The 23730-nt window shown below is 60.2% G+C and carries 19 protein-coding genes and 5 pseudogenes; 20 read left to right on the forward strand and 4 right to left on the reverse strand.

The window, feature by feature from the left end:
- The 5 genes from ACIQ39_RS10045 to ACIQ39_RS10065 all read left to right on the forward strand — a co-directional run.
- A partial coding sequence (locus ACIQ39_RS10045) for an aldo/keto reductase (protein ID WP_396434466.1) occupies positions 1 to 511 on the forward strand: 511 nt, incomplete at its 5' end.
- 105 nt (positions 512 to 616) lie between these two features.
- The gene (locus ACIQ39_RS10050; RefSeq protein ID WP_396434467.1) at positions 617 to 880 is read left to right on the forward strand and encodes a type II toxin-antitoxin system prevent-host-death family antitoxin; all 264 of its coding nucleotides are present in this window, start codon (positions 617 to 619) and stop codon (positions 878 to 880) included.
- Positions 871 to 1338, forward strand: a complete 468-nt coding sequence (locus tag ACIQ39_RS10055) for a type II toxin-antitoxin system VapC family toxin (RefSeq protein WP_396434468.1) — start codon at positions 871 to 873, stop codon at positions 1336 to 1338. Before ACIQ39_RS10050 ends, ACIQ39_RS10055 begins: the two co-directional genes overlap by 10 nt.
- A 61-nt stretch (positions 1339 to 1399) precedes the next feature.
- Complete coding sequence (locus ACIQ39_RS10060) at positions 1400 to 2599, forward strand: FAD-dependent monooxygenase (protein ID WP_396434469.1); 1200 nt, start codon at positions 1400 to 1402, stop codon at positions 2597 to 2599.
- A gap of 654 nt (positions 2600 to 3253) precedes the next feature.
- Positions 3254 to 4459 (forward strand): lytic murein transglycosylase, encoded by a 1206-nt coding sequence (locus ACIQ39_RS10065; protein WP_396434470.1) that lies wholly within the window; start codon positions 3254 to 3256, stop codon positions 4457 to 4459.
- A 197-nt stretch (positions 4460 to 4656) separates the two neighbouring features.
- On the opposite strand, the pseudogene ACIQ39_RS10070 reads toward ACIQ39_RS10065, so the two are convergent.
- Positions 4657 to 4851 (reverse strand): annotated as a pseudogene (locus ACIQ39_RS10070) (IS5/IS1182 family transposase); the annotation flags it as partial.
- Here ACIQ39_RS10070 and ACIQ39_RS10075 point away from each other — a divergent pair.
- From ACIQ39_RS10075 to ACIQ39_RS10135, 13 genes and pseudogenes are all read left to right on the forward strand, one after another.
- Positions 4825 to 5520, forward strand: coding sequence for a hypothetical protein (locus tag ACIQ39_RS10075; protein WP_396434484.1), 696 nt, complete (start codon positions 4825 to 4827; stop codon positions 5518 to 5520). The pseudogene ACIQ39_RS10070 and the gene ACIQ39_RS10075 overlap by 27 nt on opposite strands.
- On the forward strand, positions 5517 to 5765 hold the full coding sequence (locus ACIQ39_RS10080) for a hypothetical protein (protein WP_396434471.1): 249 nt from the start codon (positions 5517 to 5519) through the stop codon (positions 5763 to 5765). Before ACIQ39_RS10075 ends, ACIQ39_RS10080 begins: the two co-directional genes overlap by 4 nt.
- A gap of 150 nt (positions 5766 to 5915) precedes the next feature.
- Positions 5916 to 6110: a hypothetical protein gene (locus ACIQ39_RS10085; protein WP_396434472.1), complete on the forward strand. Its 195-nt coding sequence runs from the start codon at positions 5916 to 5918 to the stop codon at positions 6108 to 6110.
- Positions 6100 to 7419, forward strand: a complete 1320-nt coding sequence (locus ACIQ39_RS10090) for a DnaB-like helicase C-terminal domain-containing protein (RefSeq protein ID WP_396434473.1) — start codon at positions 6100 to 6102, stop codon at positions 7417 to 7419. The genes ACIQ39_RS10085 and ACIQ39_RS10090 overlap by 11 nt, the downstream gene beginning before the upstream one ends.
- Positions 7420 to 7555: 136 nt before the next feature.
- Positions 7556 to 9541: a hypothetical protein gene (locus ACIQ39_RS10095; protein ID WP_396434474.1), complete on the forward strand. Its 1986-nt coding sequence runs from the start codon at positions 7556 to 7558 to the stop codon at positions 9539 to 9541.
- Between the two features lie 250 nt (positions 9542 to 9791).
- A pseudogene (locus tag ACIQ39_RS10100) lies at positions 9792 to 10847 on the forward strand (DUF2130 domain-containing protein); the annotation flags it as partial.
- Between the two features lie 528 nt (positions 10848 to 11375).
- Entirely contained in the window at positions 11376 to 12332 is a 957-nt protein-coding gene (locus ACIQ39_RS10105; RefSeq protein ID WP_396434475.1) for a Bug family tripartite tricarboxylate transporter substrate binding protein, read from the forward strand.
- Positions 12333 to 12446: 114 nt separating this feature from the next.
- On the forward strand, positions 12447 to 12785 hold the full coding sequence (locus ACIQ39_RS10110; RefSeq protein WP_396434476.1) for a carboxymuconolactone decarboxylase family protein: 339 nt from the start codon (positions 12447 to 12449) through the stop codon (positions 12783 to 12785).
- Positions 12786 to 12828: 43 nt separating this feature from the next.
- On the forward strand, positions 12829 to 14028 hold the full coding sequence (locus tag ACIQ39_RS10115) for a mandelate racemase/muconate lactonizing enzyme family protein (protein WP_396434477.1): 1200 nt from the start codon (positions 12829 to 12831) through the stop codon (positions 14026 to 14028).
- A gap of 105 nt (positions 14029 to 14133) precedes the next feature.
- Positions 14134 to 14910 (forward strand): annotated as a pseudogene (locus tag ACIQ39_RS10120) (LysR family transcriptional regulator); the annotation flags it as partial.
- Between the two features lie 119 nt (positions 14911 to 15029).
- Positions 15030 to 15686 (forward strand): annotated as a pseudogene (locus ACIQ39_RS10125) (transposase); the annotation flags it as partial.
- 333 nt (positions 15687 to 16019) lie between these two features.
- Complete coding sequence (gene kefC, locus ACIQ39_RS10130) at positions 16020 to 17903, forward strand: glutathione-regulated potassium-efflux system protein KefC (protein WP_396434478.1); 1884 nt, start codon at positions 16020 to 16022, stop codon at positions 17901 to 17903.
- Positions 17904 to 17948: 45 nt separating this feature from the next.
- Positions 17949 to 18241 (forward strand): annotated as a pseudogene (locus tag ACIQ39_RS10135) (transposase); the annotation flags it as partial.
- Between the two features lie 28 nt (positions 18242 to 18269).
- Here the strand turns inward: ACIQ39_RS10135 and ACIQ39_RS10140 are convergent.
- The 3 genes from ACIQ39_RS10140 to ACIQ39_RS10150 form a co-directional block, all read right to left on the reverse strand.
- Positions 18270 to 20537, reverse strand: coding sequence for a molybdopterin cofactor-binding domain-containing protein (locus tag ACIQ39_RS10140; protein WP_396434479.1), 2268 nt, complete (start codon positions 20535 to 20537; stop codon positions 18270 to 18272).
- Positions 20534 to 21001 carry a (2Fe-2S)-binding protein gene (locus tag ACIQ39_RS10145; RefSeq protein WP_396434480.1) on the reverse strand — a complete coding sequence of 156 codons (468 nt, stop codon included), beginning with the start codon at positions 20999 to 21001 and terminating at the stop codon, positions 20534 to 20536. Before ACIQ39_RS10145 ends, ACIQ39_RS10140 begins: the two co-directional genes overlap by 4 nt.
- A gap of 98 nt (positions 21002 to 21099) precedes the next feature.
- On the reverse strand, positions 21100 to 21753 hold the full coding sequence (locus ACIQ39_RS10150) for a glutathione S-transferase (RefSeq protein ID WP_396434481.1): 654 nt from the start codon (positions 21751 to 21753) through the stop codon (positions 21100 to 21102).
- An 86-nt stretch (positions 21754 to 21839) separates the two neighbouring features.
- Here ACIQ39_RS10150 and ACIQ39_RS10155 point away from each other — a divergent pair, with 86 nt between their 5' ends.
- Complete coding sequence (locus tag ACIQ39_RS10155; protein WP_396434482.1) at positions 21840 to 22736, forward strand: dienelactone hydrolase family protein; 897 nt, start codon at positions 21840 to 21842, stop codon at positions 22734 to 22736.
- 68 nt (positions 22737 to 22804) lie between these two features.
- Positions 22805 to 23629: a ZIP family metal transporter gene (locus ACIQ39_RS10160; protein WP_396434483.1), complete on the forward strand. Its 825-nt coding sequence runs from the start codon at positions 22805 to 22807 to the stop codon at positions 23627 to 23629.
- Positions 23630 to 23730: the final 101 nt, after the last annotated feature.

Consider the following 23730-nt stretch of genomic DNA (forward strand, 5'->3'; position numbering starts at 1 on the left):
GGCGCGCCAGCTGAACATGCCCGGCCCCGTGGTGTGCCAGCCTTATTACAACTTGCTCAACCGCTTGCCCGAGGTGGAAATTCTGGAGGCCTGCGGCCATTACGGCTTGGGCGTGGTGCCCTACAGCCCGATTGCGCGCGGCGTGCTCACGGGCAAATACGCGCCCGGCCAGACGCCCGCAGAGGGCAGCCGCGTCGCCCGGGGTGACAAGCGTATTTTGGAAACCGAGTTCCGCGCAGAGTCGCTGCAAATCGCACAAACTTTGCAGCTGCATTGCGAGCGCAAGGGCGTGTCGCTGGCGCACTTTGCCACCGCGTGGGTGCTGGCCAATCGCCATGTCAGCGCGGTCATTGCAGGCCCGCGTACCTTGGCCCAGTGGCAAGACTACGCGGGCGCTTTGGCTGTGCAAATCACGCCCGAAGACGAAGCCCTGGTCAACAGCCTGGTGGCTCCGGGCCATCCGTCCACACCGGGATACAACGATCCTTCGTATCCGATGAACGGGCGTTGAGATCCGTGTGTCCGTTGGCCGCTGACTGTCGATGGGGGCAGCAGGGGCCATTGACAACTGACTTGAAATTTCTGTACGGTCTGCACATAAATCAAGGAGTTGGCCATGTCAGACACCCCGCAATACGGACTCGAACAAGCCCGCGCTCAATTGCCGCTGATTGCTTCAGAGGCGGTGGCGGGCACCAGCAGCGTGATCACCCGCCACGGCAAACCGGTGGCGGTGGTGGTGCCAGTGGCGCAGTGGCGCGAGGCACAAACCTGCTCCATCAAGCAAGGCGGTTTTTTGGCCTTGCGAGGTTCGGGGCGCGGCTTGTGGCCGGAGGGTGCGGCCCCGGCGGTGGCGCAGTTGCGCCAAGAGTGGGCCTGAGCGGTGGCGACGCTTGCCCGAGTCCGTGCTTCGGCGGCGCATTGGGTGGCCTGAGTGCAGGGGCCACGGTGCTGGTGGACACCGCGCCCTGGATTTACCTGCTTGAAGACCATGCCGAATTCGCCCCCCGTTTTGTGGGCCTGTTTGAAGCCGCAGAGCGCGGCCAGATCCAACTGGCCTTGAGCACCGTGGCCTTGGCCGAGGTGCTGACCGGGCCTTTCAAGGCGGGCCAGACGGCCTTGGCCAAACGCTACGAGGCGGCTTTGTGCGCTTACCAAGTGGTGCCTTGGTCGGCGGCGGTGGCCAGTCTGGCGGCGCAGTTGCGGGTGCAATACCGCCTCAAATTGCCCGATGCGGTGCAGCTGGCCTCGGCGCTGCACATCGGCGCGGCGGCCCTGGTCACCCATGATCGGGACTTTTCTGAGGTGCAGGGCTTGCCGGTGTTGGTGGGCGCTTGAAGCACGCGCCTTTGATCAAGTGCTGGAGATGCGGAACTTGGGCTTGCCGCACAATCCCCGCATGACAAGCCAAGCGCACAAACAGGTGGTGATCGCGGGCGGCGGCATAGGCGGCCTGGCCGCTGCCGTGGCGTGCGCGCAGCGCGGCTTGCCGGTGCAGTTGCTCGAACGCGCAGCGCAGCTGAGCGAGGCGGGCGCAGGCATTCAGATGGGCCCGAACGTGACGCGCATCTTGCAGGCCTGGGGCCTGGGTGCGGCGCTGGCGCAGCTGGCGGCTTTCCCTTTGCAGTTGCAAGCGCGTGATGCCCAAACCGGGCAGGTGCTGGGCAGGCTGACTTTGGGGGCGCGGGCGCAGGCGCGCTATGGCGCGCCTTACGCCACCATCCACCGGGCCGATTTGCAGGGCTTGCTGCACCGGGCAGCCCAAAGCGCCGGGGTGGACCTGCTGCTGGGGCAGACCGTGCAAAACTGGCAAGGCACTGAAGCGGCTTTGCAAGTGAACACGGCACAGGGCCTGAGCCTGCAGGCCAGCGCCTTGATCGGGGCCGACGGCGTGTGGAGCGCAGTGCGCCAGCAGTTGCTGGGCGACGCCCCGGCGCGTTTTACCGGGCATCTGGCGTATCGGGCGCTGGTGGCGCAGGCCGATTTGCCTGCACACTTGCGCAGCGACCAAATCACCGTGTGGCTGGGGCCGCGACTGCATGTGGTGCATTATCCGGTGCGCAGCGGGCAGTGGCTGAACCTGGTGGCCATCGTGCATGGCGATCAACCCGTGCAGGCCGAGGCTTGGGACAGCGACGGGCAGACCCAGGCGCTGATGCAAGCCATGGGTGCGGTCGGAACAGATTTGCACGAGCGCTTGGCATCGGTGCCCGCCTGGCGGCAGTGGGCGCTGCACGACCGTGCGCCCTTGAGCGCGTCCCACCAGATGGCCCAAGGCCGCGTGGCTTTGCTGGGCGACGCGGCGCACCCCATGCGGCCCTATTTGGCACAGGGCGCGGGCATGGCGATTGAAGACGCGCAGGTGCTGGCCCAGCGCCTGAGCGCAGGCGGCGCATCGGTGCCCGAGCAACTGCAGGCCTATGCCGAGCAACGCTGGGCGCGCAATGCGCGCGTGCAAGCGCGTGCCATCCGCAACGGGCGCATCTTCCATGCGACGGGCCCCGTGGCCTGGGGGCGCAAGCTGTCGATGCGGCTGATGGGCGAGCGCTTGATGGACGTTCCTTGGTTGTATGGCGGTGGGCCTGTGGCGAACGATTGATCTGGCCCCAAAATGCAGGCCTGCACGGTTCCCTGTGGGCGCGGCGTCCTCGCCGCGAAGAGCGGGCTTCCTGTGGGCGCGGCGTCCTCGCCGCGAAGAACGGGCTCCCTGTGGGCGCGGCGTCCTCGCCGCGAAGAACGGGCTCCCAGTGGGCGCGGCGTCCGCGCCGCGAAGAGCGGGTTCCCTGTGGGCGCGGCGTCCTCGCCGCGAAGAGCGGGCTTCCTGTGGGAGCGGCGTCCGCGCCGCGAAGAGCGGGCTTCCTGTGGGCGCGGCGTCCGCGCCACGAAGAACGGGCTTTCTTGTGGGCGCGGCGTCCGCGCCGCGAAGAGCGGGCTTCCTGTGGGAGCGGCGTCCTCGCCGCGAAGAGCGGGCTTTCTTGTGGGCGCGGCGTCCTCGCCGCGAAGAGCGGGCTCCCTGTGGGCGCGGCGTCCTCGCCGCGAAGAACGGGTTCCCTGTGGGCGCGGCGTCCGCGCCGCGAAGAATCTGCGCTGAACGCAGCGCATGCTCGCCATACCCTGTACATTCGCCTGCGTGGTTCTTCGCCCGCAAGGAGCGACACCGGTTCAATACTTCTGGGAAATTGCGCATGTCCACACACTTTTTTAACCCGAGGCCTGCAGCCAAGGCGCTGCACACTTGCCGCAGAGCGCACGCATGAAGCCGAAGTCCATCTCCCACCGCTGGGCGGCGGCTTGCATGGCCCTGGTTTTGGCCATGCCCGCCGCTTGGGCGCAAAGCAGCGATTTGTCGGCCTGCATGGCCGAGCTGCGTCCGGCTGCGCGCACGGCCAAAGTCACAGATGCCACCTGGACGCGCCACACGGCGGGCTTGCAGGCCGATTTCAGTGTCATTGAAAAACTGAACTTTCAACCCGAATTTCGCACCGCCATTTGGGACTACATGTCGGCCTTGGTGGACGAAGAGCGCGTGGCCGATGGCGCGGCACGCCTTGCCGAGCAGCGCCAAGCCTTGGCGCGTGCCGAGCAGCGCTTTGGCGTGGACCCGGCCACGGTGGTGGCGGTGTGGGGGGTCGAAAGCAATTTTGGCCAGACCTTTGGCAAATACCCGCTGGTGCAGGCGCTGGGCACGCTGTCGTGTCACGGGCGGCGGCAAAGTTATTTTCGGGGCGAGTTTTTCGCAGCGCTGCGCATCTTGCAAGCCGGGCACATCGCGCCTGAGCGCTTGGTGGGCTCGTGGGCGGGGGCGTTTGGCCACACCCAATTCATGCCCAGCACCTTTGAGCGCTTGGCGGTGGACTTTGATGGCGACGGCCGCGCCGACCTGATGGACAGCAGCGTGGACGCGTTGGGCTCGACCGCCAACTTTTTGGCCCGTGCGGGTTGGCAACGCGGCCTGCCCTGGGGCATAGAGGTGAAGTTGCCTGCGGGCCTGTCATTGGCCGGCGAAGGCCGACGCAGCAAGCGCCCGGTGTCGGAATGGACCGCCCGTGGCGTGCGGCGCACCGATGGCTCGGCCCTGCCCGACAGCTTGGGCGCGGTGGGCTTGTTGACACTGGCCGGGGCCAAGGGTCCGGCGTTTTTGGTGACGCGCAACTTTGACGCGCTCTACAGCTACAACGCCGCCGAAAGCTACGGCCTGGCGATTGCCCACCTGAGCGACCGGCTGCGCGGCGGTGGTCCCTTCGCCACGCCTTGGCCCACCGACGATGCCGGCCTGTCACGCGCCGAGCGGCGCGAGTTGCAGGGCTTGTTGACGATGCGCGGCCACGACATTGGCCCCATTGACGGCATGTTGGGCGACAAATCGCGCGAGGCGATCCGCGCCGAACAAAAGCGTCTGGGCATGGAGGCCAGTGGCCGTGGTGGCCAGAAAATCCTCAAGGCCTTAAGCGGGGGCTGAAATCAAGTCCACTTGTCAATTGGCCCTCTGGCTGCGGCCCGAGCTGTCTCTTCACTTGCGTTGGTGCGCGCATGGCAGCTGCGTGATTTTTTCGAGTCCACGCCACAACAGGTCACCTTCATCCGCATCTTGCACGGCGCACGCGATAGCCATGACATCTTGATCGGTGCTCTTGGGGCCTGCCTGCGGCGGCTTGGGCTCAGGGCCTTGCGCTTGCTGGCGTTGGCGTTGGCGTCGATCTTGGTGCCGTCCAGTGCGAGCGGTCCCCGTTTGAGCCGCTTCATCTCGCGCGCCAGCACCCGCACTTGCAGGAACAGCGTCTTCACTTCTTTGGTCAAGCGCCGCCAAAATGTGGCCAGCGTGTCTTGGCCCGGGTGCGCCTGCACGACCACAACATTGCCCAGAAGGTGATGGTGATCGTGGCGCACTTCAAGGACAAGGTGATGGGCTTGCTCGGCGGGCAGGCCAAGGCCATGGTGGTCACCAGCTCGCGCAAGGAAGCGGTGCGCTACAAGCAGTGTTTTGACAAGTACATCGCGGAACAAGGTGAAAAACCTGGCTACCAGAAGACTCACGCCATGGTGGCGTTTTTGGGCGAGGTGATCTTCACCGACAAAGACTTGGCCATGGTGGGCCAGAGCACGGCGGGCCTGATCGGCGAGAAGTTCACCGAAAGCAATATGAACCCGAACCTCAAGGGCCGCGACATGCGCAAGGCTTTTGATTCGGACGACTACCAAGTGATGATCGTCGCCAACAAGTTCCAAACCGGCTTTGACCAGCCCAAGCTGTGCGCCCGCAACCTGCGGCCCATGCTGCGCGAAACCTTGCTCGATGACGACGACATCGACCTGGGCAACGTGGTGCTCAGCCACTACCGCGTGGCCAAGATACGCCAGCAGGATCTGGTGCTCAAAGAAAATACCCCTGAGTACAAGCTGGAGCCGGGCGAAGGCCTGGGCACGGCCAAGCCCAAGGACAGACAAGAAGAGTATCTGTTGCAGATCATCAACCGCCTGAACGAGGTGTCACCGACCAGCTCACCGACAAGGACATGGTGAACTACGCCTACACCATCCGCGACAAGGTGGGCAAGAACATCTTGGTGATGAAGCAGATCGAGAACAACTCGCCCGAGCAGGCCCTGCTGGGTGACTTCTCAAAGGCGATTGACGACGCCATTCTTGACAGCAGCGACGCCCACCAAAACCAGATGATGCAGCTGCTGGCCGACCCCAGCAAAGCCGCCAACTTTGCGCGGATTGTGTTTGATCTGCTGGTGCAGGGGCAAGCTGGGGGCCGTTAAAGCCAGTGACGGCTTAACTGGCCGTTGTGGCACCGGGCAAAGGGCCGTCCAACGCCACTCAAAAAATTCAAATTTGTGCTGAGGCGGGTTCTTTTGGACTAATTTCGTAATATGCTTGCGAGAACTTTTTTCGCACATATTTTGACTGCCATGATCCCCGGCACCTCCCTGTTTCAACTCACGCAGGGTGAAAAAGCCGAGGTGATCGCAAATTGCGATCACCTCCAAAACCTAACTGAATGTCAACACAATATCGCAAAAGATATTCGCGCAAATGATCGCCCCTTCGGACAAGTAAGTGATGGCCAATTCGTCCAATCAGGAAACTCTAACAATGGAATTTGACATCTTTATAAGTCATGCAAGCGAGGACAAGGAGGCAGTCGCACGCCCACTGGCGGAGCAATTGCGACAGCGCGGATTGCGTATATGGATGGATGAAACAGAAATCAAGCTTGGCGATAGCTTACGCAGATCAATTGACCGCGGGCTCTCCAAATCAACATATGGGCTCGTTGTCCTAAGCCCGGACTTTCTCAGAAAGGAGTGGCCCCAAAAGGAGTTGGATGGATTGGTTGCTCGCGAAGACGGTGCCGAAAAGGTTATTTTGCCGGTGTGGCACAACGTGACTCGGGCCGAGGTGGTTAGCTTTTCACCGCCGCTTGGAGACAAACTTGCCGTACTAACGTCAATGGGCTTGCCCCATGTTGTGGACGAAATACTGAAAGTCTTAGATCCTGCATCTGCTTCGCCAAAGTTATCCAAACCGTCTGAAGACGGTAGTCAAAGCCAAGATATCCATGGCTTGTTGGCAACGATCTTGGACAACGTTGAAGCGCTATCTGATGCTGGTCAGCCATCTGTTACAGGTGTTCCAACAGGTTTTTCCGACCTTGACCTGTTTACCTCCGGCTTTCAAGTCGCGTCAGTGGTTATCGTGGCGGGTTGTGCCAACAGCGGCAAGACAGCATTTGCTTTGAATGTCGCGGAGCATGTCGCATGCAATCAGGGATTGCCAGTTTTGATTTTCACGCCAAACGATTCTGCGGTGCAAACCACGAATCGTATATTAGGAGTGTCTAGCAAAATTGCTGCATCCAAACTACGCGTTGCTACCCTCACGGATGCAGACTGGCCGGTTTACTTCGAGGCAATTAATAAATTGCAGCAATCAACCATTGCTGTTCATGATGCAAGTGATGTGACGTTTGATGATATTCAGATGGAATGTAGGCATCGGTTGAATTTGCACGGCGCTTTGGGTCTGGTGATCATCGACTCTATACAGAACATAGGGCAACCAAATAGCAGTGTTGCAGATGCCGTCAGCATTTGTCGAAAAATAAAATCGTTGGCGCGGGAAATTCGTTCGCCAATTTTGCTCATTTCTGATTTACCGCGAACATTGCATTCCAGAGCTGACAAACGCCCAACGCTTAACGATCTTGGCGACATTGACCGTTTTGCAGATGTAGTGCTTTTTTTGTACCGTGGTTCAAACTACGACAGAAGATATGCAACCGACCCCGAAGTAGTTGAAGTCATAGTTGCAAATCAAAGAGATGGCGGCCCAACAGGCACTGTGCGACTGAATTTCCATGCACCAAGTGGTGCACTTGCGAACATTTCAAAATCTGATGGCGATAACGTGTAGCGCGGAACCTGGTGCAAGCGCATTCTCATTGGGTGACAAACATGAGTAGCTTACATTACGTTTGACAAAGTCAGCGACGTATTTATTCTAAATGGGCGAGATGGTTGAATGCGTAAATCAATAGGGAGTAATTGTCATGGGCCGTTTTCTTGAAGGTGTACAAAAAAATGAGGTGAGCGGCCCTTTGCGTCGGCAGTTCACGCTTGCAGAATGGCACAAGGCTTTCAAAGGTCTTGCGGAAGATGATGCAGATATTGGTTTGCACCAAATTGGAATTCAAATACATGCAAAAGCGAACAGCATCCGCTCGGCCCTTTCAGTTACAACTCGTACTGACGTAAGCGCGACCACTAAGCTACGTGCTCTAGTTTCTATTGCCAACCATAATTTATTGGCCGTACTGCGAAAAACCCGAGCCGCATTTGATGTGGTCGCTCAGTCCGACGGACGAACCCTAACTTCTGATCTGACTTCGATCAGAATCCCCTTGTTGTTTGGAGACAGCTTCAGCCCTGATGAGGTAATTCAATCTACTGTAGATGCTGTGCAAATTCCTATAAAAGTGACTCTTGGCAATGCGCAATCACTGGTAGGTAGCCCGAAATTCGGAACAGCGGACTGGGAAGGTTACCGCTTTGACTTCAATCTGGGGCAAGCATATTTTTCGATGGTGGAACTGTGGGATGACTGTCTTTGGAATGGATTCCGTCCTGGCTTAAATGACCATTTAACGACGTATTCTCCTTCCGACCATTTCTGGTTAAGGTTGCGCGCAGCGAGTCAAGCGAGGCAGGAAAACCTAAACCTTCAATTTTTTGCTATGTCTAAAAGTTATGAATCGCACATCGGCATGCATGGCGGATTAGGCTTTCGCGACATACAACACATTGCGAAAAACGGGCGCAAACAGGTCATTAAGTTTTCCCCGCCAAACCAACCGACACAAGAAGGGGCGCATCTTGCATCACTATTTGCATACGCTTGTGAGCCTTATTACAAAGAGCTTCTCGACGACACGATTTCAACTCTTGACAATGGAACCCTGAATGAACTGCTTCGTGTTTGGGCTGTCGTTATTCGGTGCTCAGAAGTTTTGAAGTCCCAACTCGAAGGCGTGGAGTTTGCATTCGACAGTGAAAACCCCAACTCGTGGCTTCCCGCTCATGCCCCAGTTTTGCAAACGGATGTATTGATCCGCACTATCGCTGAAAGCGTTGCCGTTTCTTACCAAAGGGCAACCGCATTCTTGAGCTTCTTGACCTATAGAGGCAATCAGGGGCAGGAGCTTTGGGCGCAGCCGCTCGTGCCTGTGGGGGACAACGTTGTAGCCCCGATCTTCGCTGTGACAGCGCATCCAAACTTGAGACGCGTTGTCGACGTGTGGCTGCGTCAATTAGAAGTTGACATGGGGCCGCGCGGCCCCGCGTTTGAGCGACATCTGCGCGAGCGAATTCAGCGCGACATCAAACGTTCACCGCTGCTCAGCAACGCACGAGTTCTTGACACTGGGCTCAGGTTTAGGCCATCTGGAGACAGGGAGGAGGAAATCGATTTGGTTTTAGTTGTCGGTGACTTGGTTATCCTCGGAGAGGCGAAGTGCTCCGTCTCTCCCACTGAAGCAAAGCAATATGCGAGACATCGAGATCTTGTGGTTGGTGCGGCAGCACAAATTCAACGTAAAGCAACCGCCGTCACGGCGCATAGGGACGCATTTCGAGCACGGCTCAGAGAGTTTGGCATTGAACTGTCGTCAGGCTTCAGTATCTTAGCGGTAGTCGTGTTGAATGACGCCATTCATTCCGGCATGCCAGTCAACGGTGTGCCAATAGTGGACGAACACATTGTGAGCATGTACTTTTCCGGTGAGATTGTTGATATTGCCGAGCGTTTGACAAGCGGTGAATTTGTGCCCCTGCGAAAACGCACTTTCTATTCGAGCGCGAAGGAGGCCGCTGAAAATGCGGGGGCCTTCTTTAGTGCCCCACCGCAATTCGATGTATTTCTAGACGGGGTAACCCAGCGCTTGATAACAGTTCCAGCAGTAAATGACGATGATTGGGCGGCTGTTTATGTGGCTTATGACTGTATTCCCGTTGTAGCAGATAGGGAATCCCTTCTGTGAAGGTTTACGGCTGGCACTTCGCTTTTAGGGGAGTCGAATTCAATAACAAAGTGCTGGGCTCGATTCGCCTGATTAGTACTTTTGCAGCGAAGGAAATGGAGATGACGCTCCACCGAATTTCTTTCGTGTCGACTTCATTGATGCAGAAACCTTTGAAATGCTTGGTGAGCGGTCCGAGATTGAGCCTCTTGCGAACGAGCTCATTCGATTTAATGCTCGGCAATAACTAATAAACATGGAGCGATCCGGCATGCACGAAATCATCTGCCCCCACTGCCACAAAGCCTTCAAGATCGACGAAACAGGGTACGCCGACATCCTCAAGCAGGTGCGCGATGGCGATTTTGAAAAGCAGTTGCACGAGCGGCTGGAGTTGGCCGAACGGGAAAAGCAGGGCGCGATTGCTTTGGCCGAGGCCAATATCACTAATGCGCTGCAAAAAACAGCGGCTGCCAAAGACACGGAGATTCAGGCGCTGGCGAACGAACTTGAGCAAGCGCGCAACGCGCATCAACCGGTAGCCCAGTTGGCCGAGGCCAAGCAGGCCCATGCTCTGCAGGCCGAAGCTGCCAAAAAGGACGCCGAAATTCAGGCGCTGCAAGCCAAGTTTGAGCCCAGCGAAACGGCGCGGCAACTGGCCGTGACTGTGGCCGTGAACGAGGCCGTGGGGGTGGTTGCCAAGGAGCGCGATGGCTTGAAAAATGACCTCAACCTGATTGCCGTGAAAAACCAGCTGGAAGAAAAAGCCATCAAGGAGCAATACGCCTTGCAGCTTCGCGACCGTGATGGCGAGATTGCGCGCCTGCGCGACATGAAGGCGCGGCTGTCTACCAAGATGGTGGGTGAAACCCTGGAGCAGCACTGCGAGATTGAGTTCAAGCGCATCCGTGCAGCCGCCTTTCAACGGGCGCATTTTGAGAAAGACAACGACGCCCGCACCGGCAGCAAGGGTGACTACATTTTTCGCAACGTGGACGAGTCGGGTGCCGAGATCGTCTCCATCATGTTTGAGATGAATAACGAAAGCGACGAGACTGCCACCAAGAAGCGGAGCGAAGATTTTCTGAAAGAGCTGGACAAGGACCGCACAGAAAAGGCCTGCGAGTACGCGGTGCTGGTGTCCCTGCTGGAGCCACTGCATGAACCGTAAGGCGAGTTGTACAACAGCGGCATCGTCGATGTGTCGCACCGCTACCCCAAGATGTACGTGGTGCGGCCGCAGTTTTTTGTGCCCCTGATCAAGTTGTTGCGCAATGCGGCTCTGAACGCGATGCAGTACAAGTCTGAGCTGGCACTGGTGCGCTCGCTGGGCGAAAGCATCGGCCAAGCTTTCAGGCAGACCCAGCCTGAAGGCCTGTGAGGCCCAAAACCTGGGCCATGGTCGTCCTCATGCGCTTGGATTTCCTGTCCGCTGCCGGGACGCCCGACCATCGCTGGGAGCATTCGCTGGGCCCGTCAGCGCCAATGGCTAAGCACGCCGGGATCGCTTCCTGGATTTTTTTGCGCGGTGGCCTCTGTACCGAGCAGTCCAGGGGCCGGCTCCAGCGCATACCCTACCCTGTTCGCATCAGTGACTTGGCGAGCATCCGCTGTAGGCCATGCCACCTGTCACCTGGTCACGAACCCGCCGCCTGCGCAGCGTTGTCACCTCATGGCCCAAGTCCTTCGAGCCTCGCAAGTCCTGGGGCATCAACACAGCAGCATCGGATTGCCTGATGCTCAGCGCCTGAAATTTTTGCTTTTCAAGAATTGCCCCGGTCTTTAGGATTCGCTCAAATGTGTTCAGCGTCCCGTCCTCGAGGGGATCAAAACTCTCTCAACCTAGGAGACTTCCATGACTCTCAATAAAAATATTAAAAAAATTATTTCTCTTTTTTTTGGCGCGCTTGTCGTTGGCCAGGCTTATGCGTGGCCGACCCAGCCAATCAAGTTGGTTGTCGGGTTTGCGCCGGGCGGCAATACTGACATCATGGCCCGTCAGATTGCACCCATTTTGAGTGGGAAATTAGGGCAGCCCGTCATTGTTGAAAACAGGCCTGGGGCTGGCAGCATGATCGGCTCTCAATTTGTGGCTGCTTCTACGGATGGACACACTTTCTTAATGGGGACATTTGCCAATGTTTTGGGCGAGTTTTTTTATCGCAACAAGATTGTTGATCTTCGTAAAGATTTGACTCCCATCACGCAGGTATTGACCATCGCAAATTACGTTGCAACGTCTCCTAAGTCAAAAATAAACTCTATGACTGACCTGATCAATCAGGCAAAATCAAAGCCTGACAATTTATCGTGTGCCTCCAGTGGGGTGGGAACCAGTGGGCATCTGGCTTGTGCCATGCTGGCGCAATCCATAGGTTCCAATATTAAGATCATTCCTTACAAAGGGGGTGCGCCAGCCATTACGGACGTTATGGGTGGGCATACTGATTTCTTGGCAATCAATGAGGTACTCCCTTACATTCGCAATAAAAGTCTTAGAGGATTGGCTATAACTTCTGAGAAGCGTTCACCTCTTGCTCCAGAGCTTGCTCCGGTTTCTGATGCAATTCCGGGCTTCGACCTTGTTTCTTGGTATGGAGTTTTGGCTCCTGCCGCCACACCGTCTGCTGTCATTAAAAAATTAAATACAGAAATTGTCGCTGTCATCAATGAGAAGTCTGTTCAGGAGCGAATTGTTTCGCTCGGTGCCACATCTGTGGGAAATACCCCGGAGGAATTTGCAAAGATTATCAATAACGACTTGATCAAGTATGAAAAAATAATCAAATCCTTGAACATTGTTCTTGATTGATGGCTGCCCTGTGCCCTCAAGGTGATGCTGCACTGCATCTGCTGCAGCAGTTATTTGGCCGGCAATTGACCGTTTACAACATCACAAGATTCAAACCGTGAGAGGAAAACCCGGATGCTCAACGATTGGAAAAACCAGCTGACGCAAACCCGCGCGGCCAGCGCCCGCCTGGCGCAGGCCCATCCCCAACTCATGAAGGCCTTTCAGGGGCTCAATGCCACGCAGGGCGCCAATGGCCTGGATGCCAAGACACGGGAGCTGATCGCGGTGGCCGTGGCCGTAACGACGCGCTGCGACGGCTGCATTGCCTCTCACGCGCGGGCCGCCCGCGAAGCCGGCGCGTCCGAGGCCGAGCTCAGTGATGCATTGAGCACGGCCATCGCCCTGAACGCAGGCGCTGCCTATGTTTACTCCCTGCGCGCCATGGAAGCCCACAGCCAGTTCGGCGAATGAAGCGTCGCATGAACCACACAACCGACCGTCCAAGGAATAAGGCATGAAAGTCACCACCGTTGAAACCCTGATTTGCGATGCGGGCTGGCGCAATTACTATTTTCTCAAGATCACGACAGACACCGGCATCGTCGGCTGGAGCGAGTATGACGAGGGCTTCGGCTCGCCCGGCATCACAGCCATCATTGAAAAGCTCAAGCACCGCCTGATCGGGGAGTCGGTCCATGCCCATGAGAAATTCAGCCAGCTTGCCAACTGCCTGACCCGCCCGGCGCCAGGCAGCGTCATCGGCCAGGCCATCGGCTGCATCGAGAATGCACTGCTGGACGCCAAAGCCAAGTCCCTGGGCGTGCCCTGCTATGAACTGCTGGGGGGCAAAATCAGGGACCAGGTGAATGTGTACTGGTCACATTGCCCGACCTGGCGCATCAACCACCCCAAGTTCTACGGTCCCGCTGTCAAAGACTTGGATGGTGTGAAAGCCACCGCTGCGGAAGCCCGTTCGCGCGGCTTCAAGGCCCTCAAGACCAACCTCTTCGTTCACGACGAAGGCGACGCCTACGCCTGGCGACCGGGTTTCGGTGTTCAGTTCCTGCCTGAGTTACCGGTGGACAAGCGGCTGATTCGAAACATCCGCAACCACTTGGAGGCCTTGCGCGACGGTGCCGGTCCCGACATGGGGCTGCTGATTGACTTCAATTTCAACGCCAAACCGGAGGGTTTGAAGCGCGTACTTCGGGAACTGGCCGATCTGGACCTGTACTGGGTCGAGATCGACCTCGCAAGCGCCAAAGCCCTTGCCGATGTGCGCCGCAACAGCCCCCACCCCATCAGTTCCTGCGAGACGCTGATCGGCATGCGCAATTTTCTGCCCTACTTTGAACATCAGGCCATGGACGTGGCCATCGTCGATGCGGTGTGGAACGGAGTCTGGCAGGCGGTCAAGATCGCCGCCCTGGCCGAAGCCCATGAAGTCAATGTTGCGCCTCACAACTTCTACGGTGATCTGTGCACCATGATGAACGCGCATTTTGCGGCGGCGGTGCCGAACCTGCACATCATGGAGGTCGACATCGACCGGCTGCCCTGGGAGAGTGAGCTGTACACGCATTCGCCCGAATTCAAAGACGGATGCCTGCTGATTCCCGATCGGCCCGGCTGGGGCACAGACCCCATTGAAGAGGCCATACGGGCAAGACCTCCCAAAGTCACGGGCGGGCTTCTTCAATACAAGAGAGCCTGAGATACTCGACCACATTCAGGGCGCAGCCGACTTGATCGTCGGCAGCGCTGGGCCCCTGCCCGAAGGATGTCCAACCTTCAGGCATGAAAGTGGATCTGATCTGGCATGACCGTGAACCATCTTCGCTCGCTGCTGGCTTTGTACAGTCGAGGGACGATTGCGGCCGCAGCACTGGATATGCACCTGTCGCCAGCGGCCGTCAGTGTGCAGTTGAGGCTCCTCGAAGATGAGCTTGGGGTGGCGCTCTTTGTTCGCACAGGACGGTCCATACGCCTGACCGCGGCCGCTTACCAGTTGCTGCCCAAAGCTGAAAAATTGGTGCGGGCCTACGACGAACTCAAACGAACGCCTCTGGCGCAACCGGTGCGGGGGGTGATCTCTCTGGGCGTGCTCAACTCGGCCTTGCTGGGCACCTTTCCCAGCGTGATCCAGCGGGTGATGGCCGAGCATGAGCACCTGCAGATCAAGGTCCACGCCGGCCCCTCGCCCGACCTGGTCGCCAAGGTGCTTGCCGGCGTACTGGACGGCGCCATCGTCACCTGTCCGCCCACGGCCCTGGATGAGGAGTTCATCGTGCACCCGATCTATACCGAGCCCTTTACCCTGGTCCGGCATGCGAGGACCCCTTTCACCCACCTGGCCGATGTGCTCACCCGGCAGCCTTACATCGCATTGGACCGTTCCACCTGGACGGGCAGGCAGATCGAGCACTTTCTGGTCCACCGAGGCATTCACGTCGAACCGGTGATGGAGTTGAACTCCCAGGAGGCCATTCTCGCGGCGGTCAAGCACGGCCTGGGGGTGTCCTTGTTACCCCTTATCCAGGGCTGGGTTTCGGACGCCCGGCTGGGCTTCAATCAGTTCCCCGAAGTCACGCGAACCATCGGCCTGGTGGAGCGTCGCACGCACGTGCTGTCCCACCTGACCGCCCAGATCCTGGGCGCTTATGCCGCGGTGCTTCAAGACACCGACCCGGGCCACCCGCTGGAGTCTGCGGATGCATCTACCGCTGCGCCAAGCAGCACAGCGAGCCCGGTGGCAAGCTACACGGCAAGTGGAGCACCCAGTGGACGAGATCTCCCTCACGCCGCTGGAGCTGATTGATCGCATTGCAGCCTTGGTGCCACCACCGCGCACGCACCGCCACCGGTATTTCGGCGTGCTGGCACCCCATTCGCCGCACAGGGCTGCAGTGGTGGCACAGGCCGCAGGCCAAACCGCAGGCGCGGGCACGGCACAGCACGAGCCAGTCGGCGTGCCCGCAACGGTGGATGTCACGGTGAACGCCATGGGCGTGGCCACGGTCGGCGCACCCAACCAGCCCGAGCCCGTCCAGCCCGCGCAGCCCTAGCGCCCGGCGCACTGTCTGTGGGCGGTGCTGATCGCCCGCATCTGCGAGGTGTTTCCTAAGGTATGCCCGATCTGTGGCGGTCAGATGCGCATCACAAGCCTTCATCACTCACCGCGTTGACATCCACCAAATACTGGACCACATCAGGGTGGATGCAGAGCCGCTGCGCATCACGCCCGCACGCGGGCCGCCGCTGTGGGGCGGGTGCGGTGTGCGGATAGGCGAGGGTGTCGACGTCGCGTCAGATTGGGATGAAGCGGCCCAAGTGGCACCGGACTTCGAGGCCGGTCAGCGCGTCAGTTGGTGAGCCATGGCAACAGCGGTTTGGCCAATGCTGATAGGCAGGGCTGCGTCTGTCACTGCCAAAAAATGCGCAAACCGAAAAAATCTCGGGCAACTGGCCCTGAACAAGCTTTCAGGCAGACCCAGCCTGAAGGCCTGTGATGCCCAAAACCTGGACCATGGTCGTCCTCATGCGCTTGGATTTCCTATCCGTCCGGTAACCACTAAGGATGGTGTTCAAAACACCCTTGGCCACAGGCGTTGAGACGAGATATCCCACATGGTGACCCAATCGGCTGATTTTTTGAGGCGCAAATGAAGGGTTTTTGGTCGCACCAGCTGTGTCATACTTTAGTTCATGTGGCTGGATTTTCTTTCGTTGATCGCACTGAGCAGGGCCACTAGCGCTGAGGTTTCTGGGTGGCTGCTCAACCTGCTCGTGTTCCTGGGGGCTGCGGTGCTGGCCGTGCCCATTGCGCGGCTGACGGGCTTGGGTGCGGTCATCGGCTACCTGGCTGCGGGCATCGCCATCGGGCCCTGGGCGCTGGGCCTGGTGAGCGACCCGGCGGCGATCCTGGGCTTTGCCGAGTTCGGCGTGGTGCTGATGCTGTTCCTGGTGGGCCTGGAGCTTGAACCGCGCCGGCTGTGGCAGCTGCGTGTGCCCATCTTCGGCTGGGGCAACGTGCAGTTGCTGGGCTCCACCGCGCTGCTCGCCGCCGTGGGCATGGCGCTGGGCCTGGACTGGCGCGTGGCGCTGGTGGCCGGGCTGGCGCTGGCACAGAGCTCCACGGCCATCGCACTGGCCATGCTGGCCGAGCGCAACCTGATGTCCACCACCGGCGGGCGCAGCATCCTCTCGGTGTCGCTGTTCCAGGACATCGGCGGCATCGCCATCCTCACGCTGCTGCCGCTGCTGGCGGTGAGCACAGCAGCCGACGCGCGGCCGGGCTGGCTGACGGCGCTGATCGCCATTGGCTTGGTGCTTGCCATCGTGTTGGGCGGGCGGTGGCTGCTGCAGCCGGCGCTGGGCTGGATCGCACGCAGTCGCACCCCAGAGATCTTCACCGCAGCCAGCCTGCTGCTGGTCGTGGCCACGGCGGCGCTGATGCAGGCGGCCGGGCTGTCGATGGCGCTGGGCGCTTTCCTGGCCGGCGTGCTGCTGGCCGAGAGCGAGTACCGCCGCCAGCTCGAGACCGACCTGGAGCCCTTCAAGGGCCTGCTGCTGGGTCTGTTCTTCATTGCTGTGGGCATGAGCATCGATTTCGCGGTGATCGTCGCTGCCCCACTGGCCATGGTCGGCGTGGTGCTGGGCTTTGTGCTGCTCAAAGCGTTGCTGTTGCTGGCGATGGCGCGGCTGATGCCGGTGCCGCTGGCCGAGCGAGCGGTGTTCGTGGTGATGCTGGCGCAAGGTGGTGAGTTCGGCTTCGTGGTGTTGCAGGCAGCGGGCGGCGCGGGGCTGATGCCGCCGGCCACAGGCAGCTTTCTTCTGGCAGCCATCACCATCTCAATGCTGTGCACACCGCTGGTGATGTTGTTGGTGGACCGCTGGATAGTGCCCCGCCTGGGTGCCCGCAAGGTGACCGAGCGGCCGGACGAGATCGACGAGGCGCAGACCGCGTCCATCCTCATCCTGGGCTTCGGCCGCTACGGGCAGGTGGTGGCGCGGCTGATCAACGCCGCCGGTCTGGCGGCCACGGTGCTCGACCACGACCCCGATCAGGTGGCCATCGTGCGCCGCTTCGGCTGGCCGGCCATCTACGGCGACGCGACACGGCTGGATTTGCTGCGCACGGCCGGTGCTGGCAGCGCAAGGGTCATTGTCGTCGCCATCGACAGCGTGGATCAGAGCCTGGAGGTGGTGGATTTGCTGAACAAGCACTTTGCGCAGGCCCAGCTCGTGGTGCGCGCGCGCAATGCAGACCACTGGATGGGCTTGCACAACCGCGGCGTGCAGCACGTGGAACGCGAGACGCTGGACGCGGCGCTCATGAGCGGGCGCAGCGTGCTCGAGCTGATGGGCTGGGAGCGCCGCACGGCGCGCAACCAGGCCTTGCGTTTTCGCCGGCACACCGTGGAGCTGCTGCACGAGATGGCCGCGCACCGGGGCGACGAGGCCCAGCTCATTGCGGTGGCCAAGCGCGGCCGGCAGCAGCTGCAGGCGCAGTGGTCACGCGAGCGGGCCGAGCGCCGCGTTGAGAGCTTGGCCACGCCCGTAGACACCCCTGGGAAAGGCGAAGACTGAAAGACGGGTATACCGGGTGTGCATGCTTTCCTGATGCAAGCCCGTGCGCCGGGTGTCATCTTCCACCCGGCCACTGGCGTGAATGCGGATACCGTGGCCCAAGTGCAGGCCAGCTTGCGCAAAAGCAACCTGCGCGCCTTTGTGGGCCTGGCCTGCTGGAGGGTTTTGAGGCCCAAAAGATGCTGGCCTACAAGCACAGCAGGTTTTTGGTGGGCACCAGCGCTTGCATTGCAGCGCATGACCTCGCGGGCCTGGAGCGCTAGCTGCGCTACAGCGCGCGCCCACCGTTTGCGCTGGAGCGCACGCGGGCCGCCGCTGTGGGGCGGGTGCGGTGTGCAGATTCATCGCGAATCGCTGGCGCGGGCGTCACACCACCAAAGGCAAAGCCCTTTGCCGCTTGCCCGTGAGGGCAAACAACGCGTTGCCCACCGCCGGTGCCAGTGGCGGCAAGCCCGGTTCGCCCACGCCTGCCGGGTGGCGGGTGCTGGGCATGATGTGGGTCTCCACCGTGGGTGCCTGGCTGAGCGTGAGCATGGGGTAACTCGGGAAGTTGCTTTGCTGCACCACGCCGCCCACGATGTCGATGCGGCCGTACAGCGCGGCGCTCAGGGCATAGACCACGCTGCTTTCCATTTGCTGGGCCACGGTGCCGGGGTTGACCACGGTGCCGCAGTCGATGGCACACACCACGCGGTGCACGCGGATCTGGCCTGCCGTCAGCGAGACCTCGGCCACTTGCGCCACGATGGAGCCAAAGGATTTGTGCAGCGCGATGCCCCGCGCACGGCCCGCAGGCAGGGGTGTGCCCCAAGCGGCTTTGTCGGCCGCCAGCTGCAGCACGGCGGCGTAACGCGGTGCGTCTTTCAACCAGCTCAGGCGGAAGGACAGCGGGTCTTGCTTGGTGGCAAAGGCCAGTTCGTCGATGAAGCTTTCTGAGAAAAAAGCGTTGTGCGAGTGACCGACCGCGCGCCAAAAGCCCACCGGTACGCCGGACTTCGTGGCCACATGGCTCATGTGCTGGCTGGCAAAACCGTAGGGCAAATCGAACAGGCCTTCTGAGGTGGTTTTGTCGGGCGTGTCGATGGGGCCAGAGATGATGGGCGCGGCGCGTGCCGTCCAGCGCGGGGTAATGGCGTCACCGGCCGATTGGATGCGCAAGCTGGTCACAGAGCCTTTCTCGTCGATCGAGGCTTGGAGTTTGGCCAGTTGCATGGGCCGGTAAAAATCGTGTGTCATGTCTTCTTCACGCGACCAGCTCAGTTGCACCGGCTGGCCCTCGCAGGCCATGGCCACTTGCACGGCTTGGCCGACAAAGTCGACTTCCAAGCGACGACCGAAACCACCGCCCAGTTGGGTGACGTGCACGGTGACTTGGGTCTCGTCGACCTTGGCCACTTTGGCGGCCATGTCGCGGGCCATTTGCGGCACTTGCGTGGGCACCCAGATCGTCACCTTGCCGTCTTTGACTTGCGCGGTGCAGTTCATCGGCTCCATGGTGGCGTGGGCCAGATAAGGCGCTTGGTACAGCGCATCGATGCGGGTGGTGGCGGCTTTTTCGGCCTGGGTGGGCACGCCTTGTTCGTGAAAAGTGAAGCCGCTTTCGGTGTTCAGGGCCTTGAGCAAGTCGGCCTGGATGCGCTGGGTATCAAGCGCTCCCGTGCCGGGTGCTTGCCACTGCACTTTGATGGCCTGCACGCCTTGTTTGGCGTGCCAGGTGCTTTGGCCCACCACGGCCAAGCCTGCCGTGCCGCCGCCCCAGGCATCAAGCGGCACAACTTTGGACACGCCTTTCAGGGCCAAGGCGTCTTGGGTGTCCATGGATGCAGCGCTGCCGCCCAGCATGGGGCACATCTGCACGGCGGCAAACAGCAGGCCCGGCAGGCGTACATCGGCACCAAACTGGGCTTGGCCTGTGACTTTGCTCGGAACGTCGGTGCGGGGCGCTGGTTGGCCGATGAGCTGCCAGTGTTCGCGCGATTTGGTTTGGATGCCCGAGGGCGTGCTGCCCGAAGCGGCAGCCACCATTTGGCCGTAATGCGCCGATTGGCCCAAGGCGTGCTGCATCACGCCTTGGGCCACGGTGATCTCGCTGGCGGGCACTTGCCAAGCGGCAGCAGCGGCTTGCAGCAAGCTGGCCCGCGCCGTGGCAGCGGCCATGCGCAAAGGGTCCCACAGGTCGGCGATCGAAGACGATCCGCCGGTGGCGTTGATGCCCAGTTCGCGGGCGACTTTGCCCACCAGCCATTCGCCCATCTTGATCTTGACGGGTTTGTGCTCGCCCTCGCTGTCCATCGGGTGAAAGGGCAGGCTGGCCACCAGCATGGCCACGTTGCCGTAAATGCTGTCGTTGCCGGCTGGCTCCAAGCGCACGCGGCTAAGCGGCACATCGAGTTCTTCGGCCACCAGCATGGCCAGCGCGGTGTGCACGCCTTGGCCCATTTCGCTGCGCGGCATGGCCAGCACCACCGCGCCGTCTTGGGCGATTTTGATCCAGCCGTTCAGAGCGACATCGCCTGGGGTTTTGAGCATGAGTTCGGGTGTGCCCAAACGTGAGCGGGCGGGCATCACGCCCCAGCCGACAAGCAGTGCGCCGGTCGCGCCGAGCGCGCTGAGCAACCAGGTGCGGCGCTTCATGCGGCACCGCCTGGCTGCAGGCTGGCCGCAGCGCGGTGGATGGCGGCGCGCACGCGCTGGTAAGTGCCGCAGCGGCACAGGTTGGTCATGGCGGCGTCGATGTCGGCATCGCTGGGCTTGGGCGTTTGATCGAGCAGGGCGGCAGCGGCCATCAGCATGCCGCTTTGGCAGTAACCGCATTGCGGCACTTGCTCGGCGATCCAAGCGGCTTGCAGCGGGTGGGGGTTTTCTGCCGTGCCCAAGGATTCGATGGTTTTGATGGGTTGATGGGCCACCGCCGACACGGGCATCACGCAAGAGCGCACGGGCTGGCCGTTCACATGCACCGTGCAGGCACCGCAAGCGGCCACGCCGCAGCCGAACTTGGTGCCGGTCAGGTTCAATTCGTCGCGCAGCACCCACAGCAAGGGCATGCTCGGATCGGCAGAAGAGGTGCGGCTTTGGCCGTTGATGTTCAGTTGCATGCGGGTATTTGGGTGTTGAGGTGTTGTTGCATGGTAATGGCATCACGGGCGCAGCAAGGCCAGCGCCCAAAGAGGCCTTGCACTGCTTGGGTGGAGTTTCAAGGCGCGCTCCATGGTGGGTGTTTTTGCATGCTGCGGTGGTAGAGGTCAGAGGACTCAAAAGCAGTCAACCAATCGGCCAGAAAAAGCCAGTCTTGGGCTGCAAACCAAAGCGGGTCGGTGTGGGCAAATTGCCGTACAAAGGGCGCAATGGCCGCGTCGCTCAAGCCCCATTGCCTGCCTGCCAAAAAGGCTTGATCCTGCAAGCGCGCGTTCAGCGACTGCAGCCAAGGCACGGCCTGGTCGCGTTCGGTCAAGCCGCTCAAAAGCCCAAATCGATCGGGGTATTTGAAGCGGTCCAGTTGCTGTTTGAATGGGCCGTCGTTGTGCGCAATGCAGGCCATGGCATCGACCCATGCCTGCTCGGAGCTGGGCAGCCAAGCCAGTGGGTCGTGTTGGCGCAAGGCCCAAAGCATGATGTCCAAGCTTTCCGCCAGCACCTGGCTTTTTTCAAGCCCGTCTGGCCACGCGCGCACGCATAAGACGGGCACGGTGCCTTTGGGGGACAAGCTCAGCATGTGGCTGGGCTTGTGCCGCAAAACCACTTCACGGTGTTCCCAGGCCACACCGCTGGCCAGCAGGGCCAGTCGCGCCCGCATGGCGTAAGGGCAGCGTCGAAACGAGTACAGAATCGGCAAGGTTTGAGCAGACATGTTCAAAGTTTAATTCGCCTTGTCTTGAAAATGACGAGGCGGCTGTGCCAAGATAAATGCTTTTTCCACATTGAAGGAGAGCTGCCTTGAACAACAACCTGATTGAAGACACGCAAGCCCTGTTGGGTGGGCGCACACAAGATGCCGGTGCCACTCGCCGTGTGGCTTTGAAAGCCGCATTGGGTGTGGGTTACGCTGCTGCGGCTTTGCCGATCATGGCGCAAACGGCCATTAAAACGCCGGCCACAGGCTTGGTCAGTGGCGAGGTCATGATCGATGTGAATGGGTTCAAGATGCCCGCTTACCGCAGCGCACCTGCAGGAAAAACCGGTTTGCCGGTGGTGTTGGTGATCTCCGAAATTTTTGGGGTGCACGAGTACATCGCCGATGTCGCGCGCCGCTTGGCGCAAGCGGGTTATTTGGCGATTGCACCGGAGATGTTTGTCCGCCAAGGTGACCCCAACGAGTACGGTGAAATCGCCAAGTTGCAGGCCGAGATCATCGCCAAAGTGCCCGACGCCCAGGTCATGGGCGATTTGGACGCTTGCGTGGCATGGGCCGCAGCCAACGGCGGCAACACCGACAAGCTGGCCATCACCGGCTTTTGCTGGGGTGGGCGCATCACTTGGTTGTATGCGGCGAACCAGCCCAAGCTCAAGGCCGGCGTGGCTTGGTATGGCCGTTTGGTGGGCAATGCCACGGCGCAGACCCCCGCGCACCCCATGGCTTTGGCCAGCAGCCTCAAGGCCCCCGTGTTGGGTTTGTATGGCGCTGCCGACACCGGCATCCCTCTTGACAGCGTGGACAAGATGAAAACCGAACTGGCCCAAGGCCCCGCTGCGGCCAAAGCCAGTGAGTTTGTGGTTTATCCTGATGCCCCGCATGCCTTTCATGCCGATTACCGCAGCAGCTTTCGCAAGGGGCCTGCCGAAGACGGCTGGCAGCGCATGCTGGCTTGGTTCAAGCGCCACGGCGTGGCTTGACTGGGTATGACAAGAGACCGCCTTGAGGGGTGGTTTCTTGCAGGGTGCAAGATGTCTCGGAAAAAACAATGACTTTATTGGCGATTTTGTTGGGCACTTTGGTGGCGGGCATTGGCAGTGTCTGGGTGGCAGCTTGGCTGAGTTTTGGCGTGTTGAGCCGCTACACCCAACACATGCTGAGCTTGGCCGCCGGGGCTTTGATGGCGACCGCGTTTTTGCATTTGTTGCCCGAGGCCTTTGAGAGTGAGGCCGGGGCCCATGAGTTGTTCATGAGTCTGTTGGTGGGTTTGGTGTTTTTCTTTTTGCTCGACAAAGCCGAACTTTGGCACCACGGACATGAACACGGACATGGGCCAAGCCAAGAAGACCATTCGCACGCGCACGCGCATGCGCATGCGCACGGTCATTCGCACAGTGCCTCCAGCAAAGACGGGTCAAACCGCGGACAGTGGACGGTGCTGGCCGGTGACAGCGTGCACTGCTTTGGGGACGGTATCTTGATCGCTTCGGCATTCATGGCCGACATGCATTTGGGTGTTATCGCTTCGTTGGCGGTGTTGGCGCACGAAATCCCGCACCACATGGGCGATTTGGTGGTGTTGCGTCAAGACAACAGCAGCCGCCAAGCGGCCATCCTGAAGGTGTCAATGGCCGGGGCCATTACCGCATTGGGCGGCGCTGTGGGTTATGTGTTGGTCGATGCCTTGCGCGAGTGGTTGCCCTTTTTCTTGGTGGTCGCCAGCAGCAGCTTTGTCTATGTTGCCTTGGCCGACTTGATTCCGCAGTTGCAAAAACGCCTGACAGCCCGCGAGACAGCGGCCCAAATCCTGTGGTTGGGCGCGGGCATTGGCATGGTGGCTTTGGTCAGTGCTTTGGCAGGGCACCAGCATTGAGGCGTTGAGCGTTGAGCGTTGAGCGTTGAGCGTTGAGCGTTGAGCGTTGAGCGTTTGGCGTTGAGCGTTGAGCGTTTGGCGTGAGTCAGGACGCGTTCTCC

The organism is Limnohabitans sp., from assembly GCF_044361645.1.
Taxonomy (GTDB): Bacteria; Pseudomonadota; Gammaproteobacteria; order Burkholderiales; family Burkholderiaceae_C; genus Limnohabitans_A.

Bases quoted from the DNA above. Each gene is read 5' to 3' on its own strand.
- ACIQ39_RS10050 (WP_396434467.1), top strand. From the start codon at position 617: ATGTCAGACACCCCGCAATACGGACTCGAACAAGCCCGCGCTCAATTG.
- ACIQ39_RS10060 (WP_396434469.1), top strand. From the start codon at position 1,400: ATGACAAGCCAAGCGCACAAACAGGTGGTGATCGCGGGCGGCGGCATA.
- ACIQ39_RS10065 (WP_396434470.1), top strand. From the start codon at position 3,254: ATGAAGCCGAAGTCCATCTCCCACCGCTGGGCGGCGGCTTGCATGGCC.
- ACIQ39_RS10085 (WP_396434472.1), top strand. From the start codon at position 5,916: ATGATCCCCGGCACCTCCCTGTTTCAACTCACGCAGGGTGAAAAAGCC.
- ACIQ39_RS10090 (WP_396434473.1), top strand. From the start codon at position 6,100: ATGGAATTTGACATCTTTATAAGTCATGCAAGCGAGGACAAGGAGGCA.
- ACIQ39_RS10095 (WP_396434474.1), top strand. From the start codon at position 7,556: ATGGGCCGTTTTCTTGAAGGTGTACAAAAAAATGAGGTGAGCGGCCCT.
- ACIQ39_RS10105 (WP_396434475.1), top strand. From the start codon at position 11,376: ATGACTCTCAATAAAAATATTAAAAAAATTATTTCTCTTTTTTTTGGC.
- ACIQ39_RS10110 (WP_396434476.1), top strand. From the start codon at position 12,447: ATGCTCAACGATTGGAAAAACCAGCTGACGCAAACCCGCGCGGCCAGC.
- ACIQ39_RS10115 (WP_396434477.1), top strand. From the start codon at position 12,829: ATGAAAGTCACCACCGTTGAAACCCTGATTTGCGATGCGGGCTGGCGC.
- kefC (WP_396434478.1), top strand. From the start codon at position 16,020: ATGTGGCTGGATTTTCTTTCGTTGATCGCACTGAGCAGGGCCACTAGC.
- ACIQ39_RS10140 (WP_396434479.1), bottom strand. From the start codon at position 20,537: ATGAAGCGCCGCACCTGGTTGCTCAGCGCGCTCGGCGCGACCGGCGCA.
- ACIQ39_RS10145 (WP_396434480.1), bottom strand. From the start codon at position 21,001: ATGCAACTGAACATCAACGGCCAAAGCCGCACCTCTTCTGCCGATCCG.
- ACIQ39_RS10150 (WP_396434481.1), bottom strand. From the start codon at position 21,753: ATGTCTGCTCAAACCTTGCCGATTCTGTACTCGTTTCGACGCTGCCCT.
- ACIQ39_RS10160 (WP_396434483.1), top strand. From the start codon at position 22,805: ATGACTTTATTGGCGATTTTGTTGGGCACTTTGGTGGCGGGCATTGGC.